This is a genomic window from Arthrobacter sp. 9E16 (assembly GCF_002929435.1).
GTDB lineage: Bacteria > Actinomycetota > Actinomycetes > Actinomycetales > Micrococcaceae > Arthrobacter_B > Arthrobacter_B sunyaminii.
In genome coordinates, this window is record NZ_PJIU01000001.1 from 788,672 (window position 1) to 805,568 (window position 16,897).

The following is a 16,897-nucleotide window of genomic DNA, read 5'->3' on the forward strand; positions in this document are numbered from 1 at the left end:
CTCAAGTTCTTCCATCCGGTGCCCCGGTCTTGACGTTCCGGCTCCGGGACAAAAGAAGGTACCCACAGAGGCAAAGTCCCCAAAGCAGGAACAGCGGATCCCACAGCCAGGCGTGGCCGGCCAGGGCGGGAAGGTTGTATCCGCCTGCCGGCACCACCCATCCGGCCAGTACCGCATTGCTGACTGCTGTGTTTATGCCGCCATACAGGATCAGCAGCAGAGCCCCTGCCCAGCTCAGCCCGCGCCATAGTCCTGTCCAACCGATCCGGCCGTAGGCAACTGCCACCGGGATGACGGCGCCGCAGGCCTTGGCAAGGGCCACCAGCCCCAGTCCGAGTCCGGTCAGCAGCCGTGAATCCGAGGAGATCTGCAATGCGTCCCTGCCCACCGTGTCCAGCAGCCACTGCCCGCCAAGGGCCCAGTAACCGCTAAACGAGGCATGCACCAATCCTGCGGCGCACGCCGTCCACACGCAGATTCGGGCGGCCTTCTCCCTCGACGATTCCATCTTTGCCTTCCGAGGCATCTCGCCAGGCAACGCCCGGCCGTTGGAGGCGGGTCCAGATGCCATCGTCCCGAACTCTTCGACCCGGGACAAGGGCTCCATACCCGGCAACGGCGACGCAGCCCGGACGACACAGGCCGCAGACTCGCCCAGATACGGGCACGCCTGCGCGTATCCTCCTCCTATGGCTTCCGAACAGTATTCGCACGGCCACCACGCCAGCGTGGTTGGCGCCCACGCCGTGCGTACGGCCGCCGATTCAGCGGCGTATCTGCTCCCCTACCTTGAACCGGGAATGACACTGCTGGATGTAGGCTGCGGCCCGGGCAGCATCACGGCTGACCTCGCGAACCTCGTAGACCCCGGGCCCGTCACCGGACTGGACCAGTCCGAGGACGTGGTGGCCCAGGCCCGGAAGCTCGCCGCCGCCCGGGGCTTGGACAACGCGGAGTTTGCCGCGGGGAACGTGTATGACCTGGACTTTCCGGACGCCGCGTTCGACGTCGTCCACGCCCACCAAGTGCTTCAGCACCTCGCAGATCCGGTGGCGGCCCTGCGGGAGATGCGGCGCGTCACCCGGCCCGGCGGGATCGTGGCGGTCCGGGACGCCGATTTCCACGGCATGAGCTGGTACCCGGAGCTTCCCGAACTCTCTGAATGGATGGACACCTACCAGCGGATTGCCCGCGGCAACGCGGCACAGCCCGATGCCGGCCGACGCCTCGTTTCGTGGATCCTGGAGGCAGGCTTTACGGAATTTGTACCCTCGGCGTCCAACTGGCTTTACGCCACTCCTGAACGCCGCGCGTGGTTCGGTGACGGCTGGGCCCAGCGGGTGCTGCATTCCGCATTCGCCGCCCAGGCGCTGGACCGCGAGCTGACTGACCAAGCCGGTCTGGCCCGGATGGCAGGCGGCTGGCGGCGCTGGTCACAAAGTCCGGACGGATGGTTCCTGATTCCGTCCGGGGAGATCATCGCCTGGGCCTAGCTGTTCAGTGCCGGTCCTCTTCGCCCGCCATCTTCTTCGGTGGGTAGGCTGGATGAATGTACAGAATCATCACGGTCTGCACCGGCAACATTTGCCGCTCCCCCATGGCCCAGTTCTGCCTGACCCGTGCTTTTGACGAGGCGGGACTCGGAAATGACGTCCGTGTGGATTCCGCCGGGGTGACCGCCTGGGAAGCCGGGCGCCCCATGGACCCCCGTGCCGCGAAGGAACTCCAAAACCAGGGTTTCGGTGCCGGGGAGACCCGGGTATTCCGGGCACAGGAGTTCAAACTGGATTGGTTCGCCGACCGTGACCTCGTGCTGGCCATGGATTACGGGCACTACACCGAACTCCGTGATCGGGCAGCAACTCTTCAGGACCGGGACAAGGTTCGCCTGATTCGCAGCTTTGATCCGTCATCGGCAAAGCTTCCGGTCGAAGAACAGGGTATTGAAGATCCCTGGTACGGCAACATGAGCGACTTTGACTCCTCATACGCCCTGATCCAGGCTTCAGTGCCGGGCGTGGTGCAGTATGTGCGGGACGCCCTCGCATCCGCCGGCGGATCGCACTGAAACCGCCCCGGGTCTTTCCCCGCGCCGGCACGCTGCCTGTCCTCATCGCCGTTGACGGCTTCTCCGGTGCCGGCAAAACCGCCCTCGCAACAGAGTTGGCAGCGGCACTTCGCGCCCACCACACCGTGTCCCTCTTCCACTTGGAAGACATCTATCCGGGATGGGACGGATTGGCGGAGGGAATCGGGTACTTCCACCGGCACGTCGCCGAACCGCTGTCCGCCGGCCGCGCCGCCGTTTGGCAGGCCTGGGACTGGAGCCTGGGCCGGTACGCCGACGCGCGCCGCACCGAGCCTGCTGACATCATCATCTTCGAGGGCGTGGGCTCCTCCAGCGCTGCCGTGCGCAGCCTGCTCCATGCTGCCGTGTGGGTTAGTGCACCGCCGGAACTTCGGCGGAAACAGGCACTGGCGCGCGACGGCGACACCTACGCACCGCATTGGGACCGGTGGGCCGCACAGGAGCAGGCCTGGGCGGCGGAGGATCCGGCGTCGTCCTGCGCGGACATCACTGTTGACCTCGGCGTGGACCGGAACGCCGGCGCACCGGATCCCGCGGCCACCGTCCAATACGTGCTGCAGGCCCTGGGGGAACTCGCACTTCCGCTAACGCCCGGCTGGCCGGGGGCCGGCGCGGACGCCGGAACTGTCCGGGTTCAGCGGCTGGACACCTGGGTGCACCCTGAGCTGCTGTACGCCGCGCTGTACGGCAGTTCTTCCCGCGCCGTCTGGCTGGACAGTTCCAGCGCCCCGGACTCAGTCGTGCCGGACCCGGAGGTGCCGGTTGGCCCGGGTCAATCCGGTGCCGCGCACGTTTTGGCCCGAAGCCGCTTCAGCATCATGGCCGACGACGGCGGCCCGCTGGGACGCTACGCCGAGCACCGGCGCGAAACCGGCGGCGGAGTGACCACCATCGTGTCCGGACCAGTGAGCGCCCGTCGGCCGGGAGCGTTCTTCCCCTGGCTGGACTCGGTCTGGGGGCGGCCCCGGGGACAGGCCCCGGCCGACTACCCCTGTGGTTTTGCCCTGGGCTGGCTCGGGTTCCTGGGCTACGAATTGAAACGGGAAACAGGCGGCAGCAACACTCCGGCGGCTCCGGGCACAAACCCGGAATCCGTCGCGGACGCCGCCCTCATTTATGCCGGGCGGGCCGTGGTGCTGGACCACGAGCTGAGGTGCGTCTACGTGCTGACCCTTTCCGGCAACAGCCCGGACGGCGGTGAAAGCAGCGCGGACAGCTGGGCTGCGCTGGTGCGGCGGGCCGTCGAAACTGCTGCCGCTGTCCCTCCGGGAACCATGCCGGATCTTCCGCCCACCGGTTCTTCCCTGCCCGTCCCGCAGTTTACTGTGCGGGACAGCAGGGATTCCTATCTGGCCAAGGTCCGTTCCGCGCAGACAGAAATCAGCAACGGCAACTCCTACGAGGTGTGCCTGACCACCTCACTTACCGGGCACCTGGCCGAGCCGCCGGGCCCGGCAGACGTCCTGGGGCTGTACCGCAGACTCCGGCGGCGCAGCCCTGCACCCTTCGCCTCGCTGCTGCGCTTCGGGGGGTACAGCCTGGCCGGAACCTCTCCGGAACGCTTCCTGTCCTTCGACGCCGCCGGACGGATGCGGGCCGAGCCGATCAAGGGAACCCGCCCGCGCGGAGTTACGGCCGCGGAGGACCGGGAACTGGAAGCAGACCTGGCCTCCTCGGTGAAGGACCGCGCGGAGAACATCATGATCGTGGACCTGCTGCGCAATGACCTGTCCCGGTTCGCCGTCCCGGGCTCGGTCACCGTGCCCCGCCTCTGCGCGGTGGAAACCTACGCCACGGTCCACCAGCTCGTCAGCACAGTGGACGCGGTGCTGCTTGCCGGGGCGTCCCGGGCCGAGGCCCTTGCCGTTGCCTTCCCGCCCGGGTCCATGACCGGGGCTCCCAAGATCAGCACCATGGCTATCCTGGACCGGCTGGAGGGTGCCCCGCGCGGAGCCTATTCCGGCGTCGTCGGCTGGTTTTCCCTGACCGGTGCCGCGGATCTGTCCGTGGTGATCCGTACCCTGGAAATCCGGGACCGTTCCCTGTTCCTGGGGGTTGGCGGAGCGGTCACGGCGGACTCGGATCCGGAGGCGGAGTGGGAAGAAGTCCAGGCAAAGGCCTTCGGGGTACTCAGTGCGCTGGGCGCCAAGTTCCCGGAGTAGCTACTGCAGGGTGGCAGTCAGCCGGCATACGTTGTCGATGTAACGCTGCCAGACGGGGCGCCCCACCCACTCTGAGAGCAGCAGCTCCCGGGACATGGACCGGTAGGTGTCTTCAATCCGACGCATGTCGGTCACGATGTTCCCGTCGAACATCATGACCGACACTTCCAGGTTCAGGGAAAAGGACCGCATGTCCATGTTCGAGGACCCCAGGACGGCCACCTCGTTGTCGATGGTGAAGTGCTTTGCGTGCAGCACCAGCGGTTTGGGATACAGGTAGATCCGGATGCCTGCACGCAGCAGCGCTTCATAGTAGGAACGCTGGGCATGGTCCACGAGGAACTGGTCGCCCCGCTCGGAAACGAACAGCTCCACCTGAACGCCGCGCTGGGCAGCCGTGGTGATGGCGTACAGCAGGGAATCATCGGGCACGAAGTAGGGGCTGGTGATGGAAATCCGGTCCGAGGCCGAGTAGATCAGGGAGGTGAACAGGCGCAGGTTGTTTTCCGTGGTGAACCCGGGGCCGCTGGGCACCACCTGGCACGTCACGTCGCCGGGATGGCTGTCCCATTCATAGAGGCTCAGCTCGCGCTCGAGGTTCTCATCCGTCTCCGCGTTCCAGTCGGTGGCGAAAACAACGTTTATTTCATCAACCACCGGCCCTTCCAGCCGCGCCATCAGCTCCACCCACTTCCGGCCCATCTTCTGGTTATGAGGCTTGCGGTAGGAGGGTTCCACCAGGTTCTGCGATCCCGTGTACGCCACTTTGCCGTCCACCACTAGGATCTTGCGGTGGTTGCGCAGGTCCGGCCGCCGCCACAAACCGCGGGCCGGGAGCAGGGGCAGCATCCGCCGCCACTGAATGTCAGTGCTGCGAAGTTCCTTCAGCAGTTTCCGATAGCCCTTCACCCGCAGTGTGCCGATGTGGTCGAACAGCAGGCGCACCCGGACTCCGCGCGCGGCGGCGTCCTTCAACGCGGCGAAGAATTCCCGGGTGACGCTGTCGTAACTCATGATGTAGAACTCGACGTGCACGTATTTTTGGGCGGTGCGGACCACTTCGGTCATTTCGCGGATGGACTCGCTGTAGTCCCGCTGCAGCTCCACTTTGTTGCCGTCCAGGCTCGGGAAGGATCCCAGCCGGCGGTTCAGCTCGGTGGCCGAGACCACCCATTCCGGCCCGGAATACCGGCTGCCCTCGGCCTCCAGTTCGCGGGTGTTCTCACGGACCGCCCGGTTGACCTCAGCTTGGCGCTTGACCCGGTGTTCGGAGAGCCGGAAATTGCCGAAGAGCAGGAACAGGATGATTCCCGGCACCGGGAGGAAGAAGATGCACAGCAGCCAAGCCATGGCGGTGGTGGGCCGCCGGTTCCCCGGCACTACGCCCAAGGCGATGATGCGGATCGCGTAATCCAGCACGGTTAGTGCCGTGGCGATCCATACTGGGAGCGCCGTGCCCGTTAATGCAACCCACACACGAGGCTCCTATCAGCTGACCGGTTCCCCAATAGCCTAGTCTGCCGGATGAACAAACTAGGCTGGGGTCATGACTGTTCTGGTGTTCCTGGATCCGAAGTTTCCCGAAGGCCGTCTCGCGGATGCCGCCGTCCCGCAGCTGATGGCCGCCGATCTGGGGGCCACCCGCGGCGACGGCGTGTTTGAATCGATGCTCGCCGTTGACGGCACTGCCCGTAAAATGGACGCCCATCTGGACCGGATGGCGTCTTCGGCGCAGGCTCTTGACCTTGTTTTTCCGGAACGGGAGAGCTGGGAACGTGCCGTTTCCACGGCCCTTTCCGAGCTGCTGATTCAGGCAGGACCCACAGAGGCGGTGGTGAAGCTGCTGCTGACCCGCGGAGTCGAGGGCGCCGGCTCCCCCAGCGCGTGGGTTGCGGCTTCCCCCGTACCCGCCGAGGTCAGGGAACGCACCGCCGAGGGCCTGGCTGTCCTGCTGCTGGACCGGGGTTATGACAGCACCGTGGCCGACCGGGCGCCCTGGCTGCTGCTGGGCGCCAAGACTCTGTCTTACGCCGTCAACATGGCGGCGCTGCGCTACGCGAAAGCTCAGGGCGCCGACGACGTCATCTTTACGTCCTCCGATGGAAAGGTCCTGGAGGGTCCGACGTCGAGCGTCATCCTTGCGGTCGAAGAAGACGGCGTCAAAACGCTGCTGACGCCCGAGCTTGAGAGCGGCATCCTTCCCGGCACCACTCAGCGCGCTCTGTTCGACGCGGCTGAAGCCGCAGGATGGGCACGCGGCTACGGACCCCTGGAGCCGGCCCACCTGATGGAAGCCGACGCCGTGTGGCTGGTTTCCAGCATCCGGCTCCTCGCCCCGGTGACCTCCATCGACGGCACCCCGATCCCGTCATCCCCCGAGCTGACCGAAGAATTGACCGCACTGCTGCGCGGGGCCTTGTAATCCGGGCTGCTCAATCCGGGCTGCTCAGTCCGGGTCAGGTCAGGATGAAGTTGAACGTTCCGGCGGCAACGGCGGCGGTCAGCGCCGCACCGGCCAGCAGCACCCCGTAGAGGGCAACCCAGGCATCCAGCACCGTGAACACCGAGGTGCGGGCCCACGTCCTCCCCCCGCTGCCAAAACCGCGGGCTTCCATGGCTGCGGCCAGCCGGGTGGCCCGGCGCACCGCCTGCACCAGCAGGGCAACCGCCTGCCCCAGGAAGGAACGAATACGGGTCAACGGGCCGGAATCCGCGCCCACTCCCCGGGCATGCCGGGCCATGCCCAGGCTTTGCCATTCGGAAACCAGCAACCCCACCAGACGCATGGCGGCCAGCGCCCCGAGCACAAACCGGTGCGGAAGCCTCATCTTCTGCGCGAGGGCGTCCGCCAGATCCGTGGGGTCTGTCGAGGCCAGCAGGTAAATCCCCGGCAGGGCTATCGCCAAACCGCGCAGTCCGATGGCGATGCCGGCGGCCACCGAATCCGAAGTGAACAGGACCGGCCCGGCATCCACGAGGACGGTGCCGGTCTTTTCCGCCAGCAGCGCCGTGCCCCAGGCGCCAACCAGAGCGGCAATCACCAGCGGCCAGATGCGTTTGAGCAGAACCAGGGGCCGGATCCTCAGCAGCGGCAGCAGGAGTAGCTCACCGGCCAGGACAATGCCTGCGCTGATCCAGTCCACACTCACCAGCACCGCGAGCGTTACGGCCGCGGCAGCTGCAAGTTTTGACAGCGGATTTGCCCGCTCCAACAGTGTCCCCGCCGGACGCCGGGTCGGATTCCGCAGGTCCGTCATCATTTCCGTGCCGCTCACTTCCACACCGCATTCCGGACAGCCTTGCGTGCCGTGGCCGCGCCGTCCTCCACGTGCAGGACATCTCCTCCCAGCGCCTGCAGGAACTCGGCGTCGTGGGTCACGGCCACCACCGAGCGCCCTTCGGCCAGCAAGCTGCGGAGCAGGGTCACAAGCTCAGCCCAGGTGTTGGCGTCCTGGCCAAAGGTAGGTTCGTCCAGCAGCAGGATGTCCGGTTCCGTGGCGATCATCGTGGCAACCGAAAGCCGGCGCTTCTCTCCCCCGGAGAGGGTGAACGGGTTGGCGTCCAGCAGGGAGGTGAGCCTCAGCCGGTCCGCCAGCCGTTCCACCAGGTCGGTAATCTCCGTTTCTGTCAGCCGTCCTGCACGCCGGGGGCCAAAGGCCAGTTCCCCGCGGACGGTGCCGGTCAGGAACTGATGTTCCGGTTCCTGGAAAACCGTGCCGATCCGGGTCACCAGTTCGGTTGATTTCCAGCGGCCGGGATCAGTTCCGGCGGAACCGGCAAGCGCGGGTGAGGCATGCAGTGCGCCGGCCACGGGTGGAAGCAGTCCCCCCAGCGTCAGGGCAAGGGTTGTTTTTCCGGCGCCGTTTGGGCCGGTAATGCCGAGTGAGGTTCCGGCCCGCAGCGTCAGGTCCACCCCGCTGACGACTGCCGGTTTCCGTTTCCCGCGCCCGGCGGCCAGCCCACCGGCAACAAGCAACTCAGCTCCGGCGTCCTGCGCCGGAGAGTCAGGAACCGCAGGCCGGGCCCCCGGAAGCCAGACGCCGGCAGCGGCGAGGCGGGCACGGTTCCCCGGCTCCGCCAAAACCTGCGACGGCGGTCCGTCAGTCAGGATTCCGCCGTCGGCCGCCAGGACCACCACCCGGTCCACCACGTCCGCCCAGACGGCAACACGGTGTTCCACCACAATGAGCGTGGCGCCCGTTCGCTCCAGCACGCGTTCGACGGCGGCACGGACCTCCCGCACGCCGTGCGGATCCAGATTGGCGGTGGGTTCATCCAGCAGCAGCAGGCCCGGCTGCATGGCCAGCACGCCGGCCAGGGCCAAACGCTGTTTCTGCCCTCCGGACAGGGCGGACGTCGAATGGTGCAGCGGCACCCGCAGGCCAACATCGGCCAGGCTGGTGCGCACCCGCTCCCAAATCTCCTGCGGGGGTATCCGGAGGTTCTCCGCACCGAAGGCAACCTCATCCCCCACGCGGGAGAGCACCAGCTGTGAGTCGGGATCCTGCAGTACCAGGCCCGCCCGGCCGCGGGCCTGCAGCGGATGCACCCCGTCCAGGGTGAGGCTGCCGTGTTCCTCCCCCGCAGCGTCGGGTCCGGTGCCTTCGCCCAGGACACCTGCGAGGGCGTGCAGCAGTGTGGATTTCCCGGCCCCGGAAGCACCCAGCAGCAGGACCTTCTCCCCTGCTTCGATGTCCAGCGTCAGGGAGGAGAGTGCGGGGGTGCTGCGGCCGGCGTGCCGCCACGAGTAGTCCCGCGCCCGCACGGCCACGGGGGAAGACACGGGGGAAGATACCGGGGACGCCCCAGGGGAAACGTCAGGAACGCGCATCTGCTGCCCGTCCCGAGGCGAACGATGCCAGGACTCCGGTCCGGGCCAGCGCCCGGGCGGCAAGCCAGGACAGCACCCCGGCAAGGACGGCACCGGAGACGGCGGCGAACAGGGTGTACAGAGCCTGCCACTGCAGGGCCCATTCGGGCCGGTAGAGGATGTTTTCGCTAACCCCAAGGAACACTCCGGACACCAGTCCGGCCAGCACTGCAACGGGAAGGGTGTACCGGACGTAAAGGAAGGCCAGGAAGACCAGTTCGGCTCCCAGCCCCTGGATGAATCCGGACAGCAGCACCGAGAGGCCGAACTGCGTTCCCAGCACGCCGGACACGGCCGAGGCGAGGACCTCACAGTAGATGGCAGCTCCGGGTTTGCGGATGATCAGGGCGCCCAGGACGCCTGCGATGAGCCAGCCGCCGGTGTAGAGGCCGCCCAGCGGCGGAAAGGCAAGAAACATAACCTCCACGCCGCTGTAGGCCAGCGACCAGACCCAAAAGATGACGCCTACGGCTACTGCGAGCACGGATGCCACCACGATGTCGACGACCCGCCAGGGGCGCCGCCACGGTGAATCCTGCCGGCCGGAGCGTTGCGCCGGGGAATTGTTCTGCTGCATGAAAAAAACCTCCTGAGGTACAGGAGGGGAGGGACTGTTCACGGCGGACTGCCGTGAGATCCCGTGAGATCTCGACTCCCTATCGCCGGTACTAACCGGATCAGGTTCGAGGGTCTGCGGTTGTCCGCACTCTCAGCGCCTGGGTCTTTCCGCAGCATGCCTCGGCATGGGCGGGAAGGGCGCTCCCCTGTCGTATGTCTTGCGAGTCCCACTCTACACACGGGCAAACCATTTTGGGCGGCCCGGCGGGTAGGGTTAGGGAAACGGCCCACAAAAACTAGGAGCATCCATGAACCTGATCCTGAAACTGCTCAGTACCGGTGTGAGCATCGGCGCGGGCATTGTGTCCGCCAAACTGCTGGACTTCCTCTGGACCCGGATCACCGGCAACGAGCCTCCCCGGGACAATGACGGAGTCCTGGACGTCAGCCTCCGCACCGCGGTGGTCTTCGCCGTCGTTTCCGGCGCCGTTAGCCAGGCCATCCGGGTGCTGACCACCCGCGGCACGCAGCGCGCCATCCAGCGTTACCAGAAGACCCCCGAGGTCGTCTAAGCAGCACCGGGTTTCACCACAGGGCGCTCAGCCCTCGGGACTGTGTCCCGGGCGGCGGGCGCCCTGCACTGTTTCCACCGAGGAATCGTCGTCCAATGACCCTGCCTCGTTGTGGGCTCCGGGATCGTCATCCACGCGCGGGTCTTCATCTTCGTCGCCACTGTCGGTATCGCCGGCCCGGGATTGGAGCAGCAGCTCCTGCGCGCGGCCCACCACGTCGTCAAGCTCGTCGATGGTGAGCAGTTCGGGCCGCAGGTGCTTGGTACGGTAGCCGGCACGCCCCACCATGTGGGCGGACACCGGTGCGGTAAGGATCATGAACAACCAGCACACGCCCAGGACCGGAAGCAGTGCCCAGCTTTCAAACTGGACGGCCATGGCCAGCAGGAACAGCAGCAGTCCAAGCACCTGCGGCTTGGACGCGGCGTGCATGCGGCTCATCAAGTCCGGGAAACGGGTCAGGCCGATGGCGGCCGCCAGGGACATCAGCGCCCCGCCGAGCATCAGGATTCCAACAATGAGGTCATTCAGTTCCGGGCTCACGGGCTACCTCCGGTCCGTAACAAAGCGGGCAACGGTCACGGAACCGATGAACCCGATGAGTGAAATCGAGACCAGCAGCGCCAAATAGTTCAGGTTCCGGTTCACGATCATGTCCGTGGCCAGGGCAGCTCCCACGATGGTCAGCAGGACGTCAGCCGCCAGCACCCGGTCCAGGATGGAAGGACCGCGCGCGATCCGGAAGATGGCACCGGCTGCCGCGACGGAGAGCATGACTGCCACCAGGACCACAAAGATGCTCATCATGGGTTCATTTCCTTGCTGGTTGCGGCCGGGAGGGCGCTCTCCGATCTGGCCAAAGCCTGCTCTGCCTTCAGCACGTCCAGGTCCTCACGGGTGCCAATGCTGCGGATCAGCCAGGACTCGGTGTCCCGCACGTCCTTGCGGACCTTGTCCGCTTCCTCCGGTGTGGAAACGTTCAGGCAGTGCAGGTACAGGGTGGAGGTGGACCGGTCAACTTCCACGACGAGCGAGCCGGGGATCAGCGACAGTGCGTGTCCGGTGGCAGTGACGAGCAGGTCCGAGCGGCTGCGCAGCTTCACGCCCACCACGGCATTCTTGATGTTTGGGCCCTTGGTCAGGGACAGCCACAGCACTTCGAAGCTGGCGTGCACCAGTTTGTAGAAGAACCGGACCAGGAAACCCGCGGCGTAGAGCGGGTTGAACCGTCCGCTCAGTTCCACGGGAGGCAGGTAGAAGATGTTGGCCACAATGAACGCGATCACGGCCCCGAAGATCAGGTTGCCGGCACTGAAGTCCTGCCAGAGGGCGCCCCACAGGAACACCAGCCAGATTAGCAGCGGGATTTCCTTCAGCAGCGGTACGCGCGGACGGTTCCGCATTTGGGCTCTGCGGGTCATTGTCCGGCCCCCTCTCCAAGAACGGCTTCAATGTACGGGGTACGGTCCAGCAAATCCTGCGCAGCGTGGTCGCTGAGCGAAAACAGCGGGCCGGCCAGGACGGTCAGGGCAACACCCAGCGCCACCAGTCCCACTGTGGGGTACACCATGGTGCGCGGCAGCAGGTCGACGGCGCCGCGGCCGGAGAACTTTCCGGTGGACTTTTCGGTGACGTCACCGGAGGTCCGCAGCGACGATCCGTCGGTGCCGGTGGCCAGCAGGATCGGATCGGGGTGCACGGCGTCTTCCGGGGTGCGCCAGAAGGCACGGTTCCAGACCCGGGCCATGACCAGCAGGGTCAGCAGGCTGGTCAGGACGCTGGCCCCCACCAGGGTATAGGCCAGCGGCGTGCCCAGTTCAGCGCCTGCCTCCAGCAGCCCCAGCTTGCCCAGGAAGCCGGAGAACGGCGGAATGCCGCCCAGGTTGATGGCGGGGATGAAGTAGAGCACGGCCAGGATCGGCGACAGCTTGGCCAGTCCGCCTAGGCGGTCCATGTTGGCGGTGCCGCCCCGGCGCTCGATCAGGCCGGTCACCAGGAACAGTGAGGTCTGAATCGTAATGTGGTGGACCACGTAGAACACCGCGGAACCGATGCCGATCACGGATCCGACCGCCAGGCCGAAGACCATGTAGCCAATGTGGCTGACCAGGGTGAAGGACAGCATTCGCTTGATGTCTGTCTGCGCCAGGGCACCGAGGATGCCCACCACCATCGTCAGCCCGGCAACCACCATCAGCAGCGAGTTGATCCGGTCGCCGGGGAAGAGCAGCGTCTCGGTGCGGACCATGGCGTAGACGCCCACCTTGGTCAGCAGGCCGGCGAACACTGCCGTTACCGGTGCCGGAGCGGTTGGGTAGGAGTCAGGCAGCCAGAAGGACAGCGGGAACACCGCCGCCTTGATGCCGAACGCCACCAGCAGCATCAGGTGCAGCATCAGCTGGGTTCCCGAATCAAGGTCTGCCAGCTTCACCGCCAGGTCTGCCATGTTTACGGTGCCGGTGGCAGCGTAAATCATGGCGATGGTGATCAGGAAGAGCAGGGAGGAGACCACGCTGACCACCACGTAGGTGACACCGGCGCGGATCCGCGGCGTTGTCCCGCCCAGCGTCATCAGCACGTAGCTGGCGGTCAGCAGGATTTCAAAGCCCACGTAGAGGTTGAAGAGGTCCCCGGCCAGGAAGGCGTTGGATACCCCCGCAACCAGGATCAGGTACGTCGGATGGAAGATCGAGATGGGTCCGTCTTCATCGCCGTCGGCCATGCCCTGCCCGGCCGCGTAAATGAGCACCGCCAGGCTTACGGCCGTGGAAATGACCAGCATCAGGGCGGAGAACTGGTCCACCACCATGGTGATGCCCACCGGCGGGAGCCAACCGCCCAGGTTTACTGCCTGAGCCCCGGTCTCCCAGACGGAAAACAGCAGGACCACTTCCAGTACCAGGGTGAGGGACAGGATGCTGACGCTGATGATGCGCTGGGCGCTGGTGTGGCGAATCAGGATGAAGGCGAGGGCTGCACCGAAGAACGGCAGGACAACGGCCATCGGGGCCAGGCTTATGGTGTTCATTCCTTGGCCTCCGGGCTGGTGCTTTGACCGGTGGCGCGCAGGGAGCCCGGCGCCTCTTCAGCCTCTTCGGGCGGGGTGAATTCAGTGGTGTCCTCGGGGACGTCGGCGTCGTCCTCGGCGTCGAAGCTGCTCTGGCTGGCCACGCGGCGGTCCTCGATATCGTCCTGGACCTCGTCCTGGCGGCTGAGTACCCAGGACCGGTAGATGATGCCCAGCATGAACGCCGTCACCGAGAAGGAGATCACGATGGACGTCAGGATAAAGGCCTGGGGCAGCGGATCGTTGTAATCCTCCGCCGCGATCTCCGCGTTGAACAGGGGCGCCAGGCCCTGGAAACCGCCGGTTGAGAGCAGCAGGATGTTGGTGGCGTTGGTGAGCATGGTCAGTCCCAGCACCACGCGGGTCAGGCTGCGTTCAAGGAGCAGGTAGATGCCGCAGGCGTACAGCGCTCCCATAATGATCATGAAGGTGATGTTGACGCTCATCGGGCCACCTCCTCTTCCTTGCTGACTATCTCGGGTTCGGGTTCAAGCAGGTCCTCGTCGTCGGAGGATCCGCCTTCGCTGCGTTCATCGATTTCGGAGCCCAGGCTGCGCAGGACATCCAGGACCAGCCCCACCACCACCAGATACACGCCGATGTCGAAAATGGTGGACGTGACGAACTTGATTTCGCCAAAGATCGGCCAGGTGAACTTGATGATCGCGCTCTGCAGGATCTGGCCGCCGAAGAGCAGCGGCGCCGCGGCCGTGAGGCCGGCGATGCCCAGCCCGCCGCCCAGCAGCAGGCCGGCGCTGACCGGGCTCGCTTCAGCCAGTTCAAAGCGTCCGCCTGCCAGATAGCGGATGGTCAGGGCCAGCCCTGCCATGAGCCCGCCGGCGAAGCCGCCGCCGGGAATGTTGTGCCCGGCCAGCAGGAGGTAGATCGAGAACATGATGACCGAGTGGAACAGCAGCCGCGTAATTACTTCAAAGATGATGGAACGGCGTTCCGGTGCCAGGGTCCGCCCGGCCACCAGCCAGGCATCACGGCTCACGCTGGAGAACTTCCGGGCCAGGGCCAGCGTGGCTTCCTGGCGGCCTGTCGAGGCAAAGTGTTCGCGGCCGCGGTCCACCGAGCCGGTGGCAACTCCCTCGGCACGACGGCGCTTGTCGCCGCGTCCGCGGACAAAGATCAGCGAGGCCACGCCTGTGGCGGCCATGGCCAGCACGGAGATCTCACCGAAGGTGTCCCAGGCGCGGACGTCCACAAGTGTTACGTTCACGATGTTGGCGCCGCCTCCCACCTCATACGCGAGGTCCGGGTACAGCAGCGAGATGGGCTCGGCGACGCGGGAGTTCATGGCCGTCATGGCGATGAGCACCATGGTGGCGCCGAAGGCGATCCCGAGCAGGGCCCGCAGCAGGCGGTGCCCGGCGGGTTCCCGCTTCCACAGCCGGGCCGGCAGTGACCGCAGGGCCAGCACAAAGGCCACCAGAACGATGGTTTCCACCAGCATCTGGGTTAGGGCCAGGTCCGGTGCGCCCTGCAGGGCAAAGATCAGGGCAATGCCGTAACCGGTGACACTGACCATCAGCACCGCAAGGAAGCGCTTGTTGGCGCGGGCTGCGGCCAGGGCGCCCAAGATGATTCCCACGCCGATCACTGCCTGCAGCGGGGTGTCCCACCAGTGGAACTGGTCGGGAAGGGAAGCTCCGCGCCAAAGCAGGGCGGACAGCGGTGTCAGGACGGCCACCGTCAGGATGACGAACAGATAGAACATCAGCGAACCGCGCTGCGTGCGGCCGGTAATCCAGACCGCGACGTCGTCGAGCACGCCAATGATTCCGCGGTAGGAACGCTCGGCGTCCAGCGGTGCGGTGAAACGTGCCTGGAGCTTTTCGACCCGCAGCCGCTGCCAGAACAGCAGCACCCCGGCGCCGATGGTAATGACCGTCAGCAGCAGCGCCGTGGTGAAACCGTGCCACAACGCCAGATGGGTGGGGGCGCCGTCGGCCGGGTACAGATCAGCGTAGGAGCTGACGGCGGCATCGATCGGGGCCGGCCAGAGACCGAACACCACCGTAACCGCCGCGAGGATGGCCGGCGCGCCGATGAACGCCCACGGAACCGGCTTGAAGGGCGTCGGACGGCAATTAGGTTTGGCCGCAAAGCCGCCCCAGACGAAGCGCGCGCTGTAGGCGAAAGTCAGGATGGAGCCGATGACGACGCCGGCCAGCAGGACGGCCGCACCGAAAGTTCCCTGCTTTTCGGCGAAGTGGACAAACGTTTCGTAGACGGATTCCTTGGCCACGAAACCCAGCAGCGGCGGAACGCCGGCCATGGAAGCGGCGCCGATGACGGCAACGACAAACAGTTTCGGTGCGGAGCGGTAAATACCGGAGAGTTTGCGGATGTCGCGGGTACCGGCCTGGTGGTCCACGATGCCCACCACCAGGAACAGAGTCGCCTTGAAGAAGCCGTGAGCCAGCAGCAGTCCCAAACCGGCAATGGCCGCCTCGCGGTTGCCGAGACCGACCACCAGGGTCAGGAAGCCGAGCTGGCTGACCGTTCCGTAGGCCAGGATCAGTTTGAGGTCATGCTGGCGCAGCGCGCGCCAACCGCCCAGCAGCATGGTGGAAAGGCCCAGAACGAGCACCACCGCATGCCAGTAGGTGCTTTCCGAAAAGCCGGGGGCCAGCCGCGCAACAAGGTAAATGCCGGCCTTGACCATGGCTGCGGCGTGCAGGTAGGCGCTGACCGGGGTGGGCGCGGCCATGGCGGCGGGCAGCCAGAAGTGGAAGGGAACCAACGCGGATTTGGAGATGGCGCCAATGAGCATGAGCACAATGGCGATGTCCACGAGGGCGCCGCGCTCCAGCAGCTGCGGGGCCATGGCCATGATCTCTGAAATCCGGAACGTTCCGGCGGCATCACCGATCAACACCATGCCCACGAGCATGGTGAGCCCGCCGAGGGTGGTAACCACCAGTGCCTGCAGGGCGGCCCGGCGCGCCGACAGCCGATGCGCCGAGTATCCGATCAGCAGATAGGACAGGACGGTGGTTACTTCCCAGAAGATGAAGAGCAGGATCAGGTCATCCGCCGTCACCAAACCGAACATGGCTGCTGCGAAGGCCAGCAGCTGGGAGCCAAAGGCGCCCATCTGTGCGTCCCCCGGGCGGAAGTAGCGTGCGCAGTAGAACAGCACGAGCGAGCCAACGCCGAGAATGAGGATGGACAGGACCGCGGCCAGGGTGTCCATCCGGAACGCGAGCTCAACTTTGAGATCGGGAATCCAGGGGATCACTACGGACGGCGGGGCGTTGGGAGCGCCCGAGGCCAGCGTCTGGTCGGCACCTGTGTACCGGGGGAACGTGACCAGCAGCCAGATGAAGGCTGCTGCGGGGACGGCGGCCAGGACGTAGAACGCCGACCTGCCGATCCTGCGGAACATTATGGGCGCCACCAATGCCACCGTAAACAAAACGGTGAGCACAATTAGCACTAGATCTCCCGAGCTTTTTTTGACAGTCTTCCAGCCACAAACACAGCTGTAGTTATCAAGGTGGTGGTCAGAGGGCGTATATCTATTCTACTCATGGCATACACCCAAGCCCCATTCGAGGGCCGGGCAGC

The 16,897-nt window shown here is 65.8% G+C and carries 15 protein-coding genes, 1 pseudogene and 1 riboswitch; of the genes and pseudogenes, 5 read left to right on the forward strand and 11 right to left on the reverse strand.

What is annotated here, in order from left to right; all coding sequences use genetic code 11:
• Position 1: 1 nt before the first annotated feature.
• Complete coding sequence (locus CXR00_RS03685) at positions 2-571, reverse strand: DUF3995 domain-containing protein (RefSeq protein WP_258060259.1); 570 nt, start codon at positions 569-571, stop codon at positions 2-4.
• Positions 572-689: 118 nt separating this feature from the next.
• On the opposite strand from CXR00_RS03685, the gene CXR00_RS03690 reads away from it, so the two are divergent.
• The 3 genes from CXR00_RS03690 (at position 690) to CXR00_RS03700 (ending at position 4,251) form a co-directional block, all read left to right on the forward strand.
• The gene (locus CXR00_RS03690; protein ID WP_104053143.1) at positions 690-1,493 is read left to right on the forward strand and encodes a methyltransferase domain-containing protein; all 804 of its coding nucleotides are present in this window, start codon (positions 690-692) and stop codon (positions 1,491-1,493) included.
• A gap of 56 nt (positions 1,494-1,549) precedes the next feature.
• Positions 1,550-2,068 carry a low molecular weight protein-tyrosine-phosphatase gene (locus CXR00_RS03695; RefSeq protein WP_104053144.1) on the forward strand — a complete coding sequence of 173 codons (519 nt, stop codon included), beginning with the start codon at positions 1,550-1,552 and terminating at the stop codon, positions 2,066-2,068.
• 95 nt (positions 2,069-2,163) lie between these two features.
• The gene (locus tag CXR00_RS03700; protein ID WP_258060260.1) at positions 2,164-4,251 is read left to right on the forward strand and encodes a chorismate-binding protein; all 2,088 of its coding nucleotides are present in this window, start codon (positions 2,164-2,166) and stop codon (positions 4,249-4,251) included.
• Here CXR00_RS03700 and cls read toward each other — a convergent pair whose 3' ends face one another.
• The gene (cls, locus tag CXR00_RS03705) at positions 4,252-5,727 is read right to left on the reverse strand and encodes a cardiolipin synthase (RefSeq protein ID WP_104053146.1); all 1,476 of its coding nucleotides are present in this window, start codon (positions 5,725-5,727) and stop codon (positions 4,252-4,254) included.
• Positions 5,728-5,797: 70 nt separating this feature from the next.
• Here cls and CXR00_RS03710 point away from each other — a divergent pair, with 70 nt between their 5' ends.
• Positions 5,798-6,673: an aminodeoxychorismate lyase gene (locus CXR00_RS03710; protein WP_104053147.1), complete on the forward strand. Its 876-nt coding sequence runs from the start codon at positions 5,798-5,800 to the stop codon at positions 6,671-6,673.
• Positions 6,674-6,707: 34 nt separating this feature from the next.
• On the opposite strand, the gene CXR00_RS03715 is transcribed toward CXR00_RS03710, so the two are convergent.
• From CXR00_RS03715 to CXR00_RS03725, 3 genes are read right to left on the reverse strand one after another with little or no spacing between them, the layout of a single operon-like run.
• Entirely contained in the window at positions 6,708-7,508 is an 801-nt protein-coding gene (locus tag CXR00_RS03715) for an energy-coupling factor transporter transmembrane protein EcfT (protein ID WP_104053712.1), read from the reverse strand.
• 14 nt (positions 7,509-7,522) lie between these two features.
• A complete protein-coding gene (locus CXR00_RS03720; protein WP_104053148.1) occupies positions 7,523-9,082 on the reverse strand; it encodes an ABC transporter ATP-binding protein in 1,560 nt (519 codons plus the stop codon).
• Entirely contained in the window at positions 9,069-9,698 is a 630-nt protein-coding gene (locus CXR00_RS03725) for an ECF transporter S component (protein ID WP_104053149.1), read from the reverse strand. The genes CXR00_RS03720 and CXR00_RS03725 overlap by 14 nt, the downstream gene beginning before the upstream one ends.
• A gap of 59 nt (positions 9,699-9,757) precedes the next feature.
• Positions 9,758-9,897: riboswitch (TPP riboswitch) on the reverse strand.
• A 90-nt stretch (positions 9,898-9,987) separates the two neighbouring features.
• Here CXR00_RS03725 and CXR00_RS03730 point away from each other — a divergent pair.
• Positions 9,988-10,251, forward strand: coding sequence for a DUF4235 domain-containing protein (locus tag CXR00_RS03730; RefSeq protein WP_104053150.1), 264 nt, complete (start codon positions 9,988-9,990; stop codon positions 10,249-10,251).
• A 201-nt stretch (positions 10,252-10,452) separates the two neighbouring features.
• Here CXR00_RS03730 and mnhG read toward each other — a convergent pair.
• The 6 genes and pseudogenes from mnhG to CXR00_RS03760 all read right to left on the reverse strand — a co-directional run.
• Positions 10,453-10,794: pseudogene (mnhG, locus tag CXR00_RS03735) on the reverse strand (monovalent cation/H(+) antiporter subunit G); the annotation flags it as partial.
• A 3-nt stretch (positions 10,795-10,797) separates the two neighbouring features.
• Positions 10,798-11,058 (reverse strand): monovalent cation/H+ antiporter complex subunit F, encoded by a 261-nt coding sequence (locus CXR00_RS03740; RefSeq protein WP_104053152.1) that lies wholly within the window; start codon positions 11,056-11,058, stop codon positions 10,798-10,800.
• Positions 11,055-11,672: a Na+/H+ antiporter subunit E gene (locus CXR00_RS03745; RefSeq protein WP_258060261.1), complete on the reverse strand. Its 618-nt coding sequence runs from the start codon at positions 11,670-11,672 to the stop codon at positions 11,055-11,057. The genes CXR00_RS03740 and CXR00_RS03745 overlap by 4 nt, the downstream gene beginning before the upstream one ends.
• Entirely contained in the window at positions 11,669-13,279 is a 1,611-nt protein-coding gene (locus tag CXR00_RS03750; RefSeq protein ID WP_104053154.1) for a Na+/H+ antiporter subunit D, read from the reverse strand. The genes CXR00_RS03745 and CXR00_RS03750 overlap by 4 nt, the downstream gene beginning before the upstream one ends.
• A complete protein-coding gene (locus CXR00_RS03755) occupies positions 13,276-13,764 on the reverse strand; it encodes a Na(+)/H(+) antiporter subunit C (RefSeq protein WP_104053155.1) in 489 nt (162 codons plus the stop codon). The genes CXR00_RS03750 and CXR00_RS03755 overlap by 4 nt, the downstream gene beginning before the upstream one ends.
• Entirely contained in the window at positions 13,761-16,766 is a 3,006-nt protein-coding gene (locus tag CXR00_RS03760) for a Na+/H+ antiporter subunit A (RefSeq protein ID WP_104053156.1), read from the reverse strand. Before CXR00_RS03760 ends, CXR00_RS03755 begins: the two co-directional genes overlap by 4 nt.
• Between the last annotated feature and the right edge of the window lie 131 nt (positions 16,767-16,897).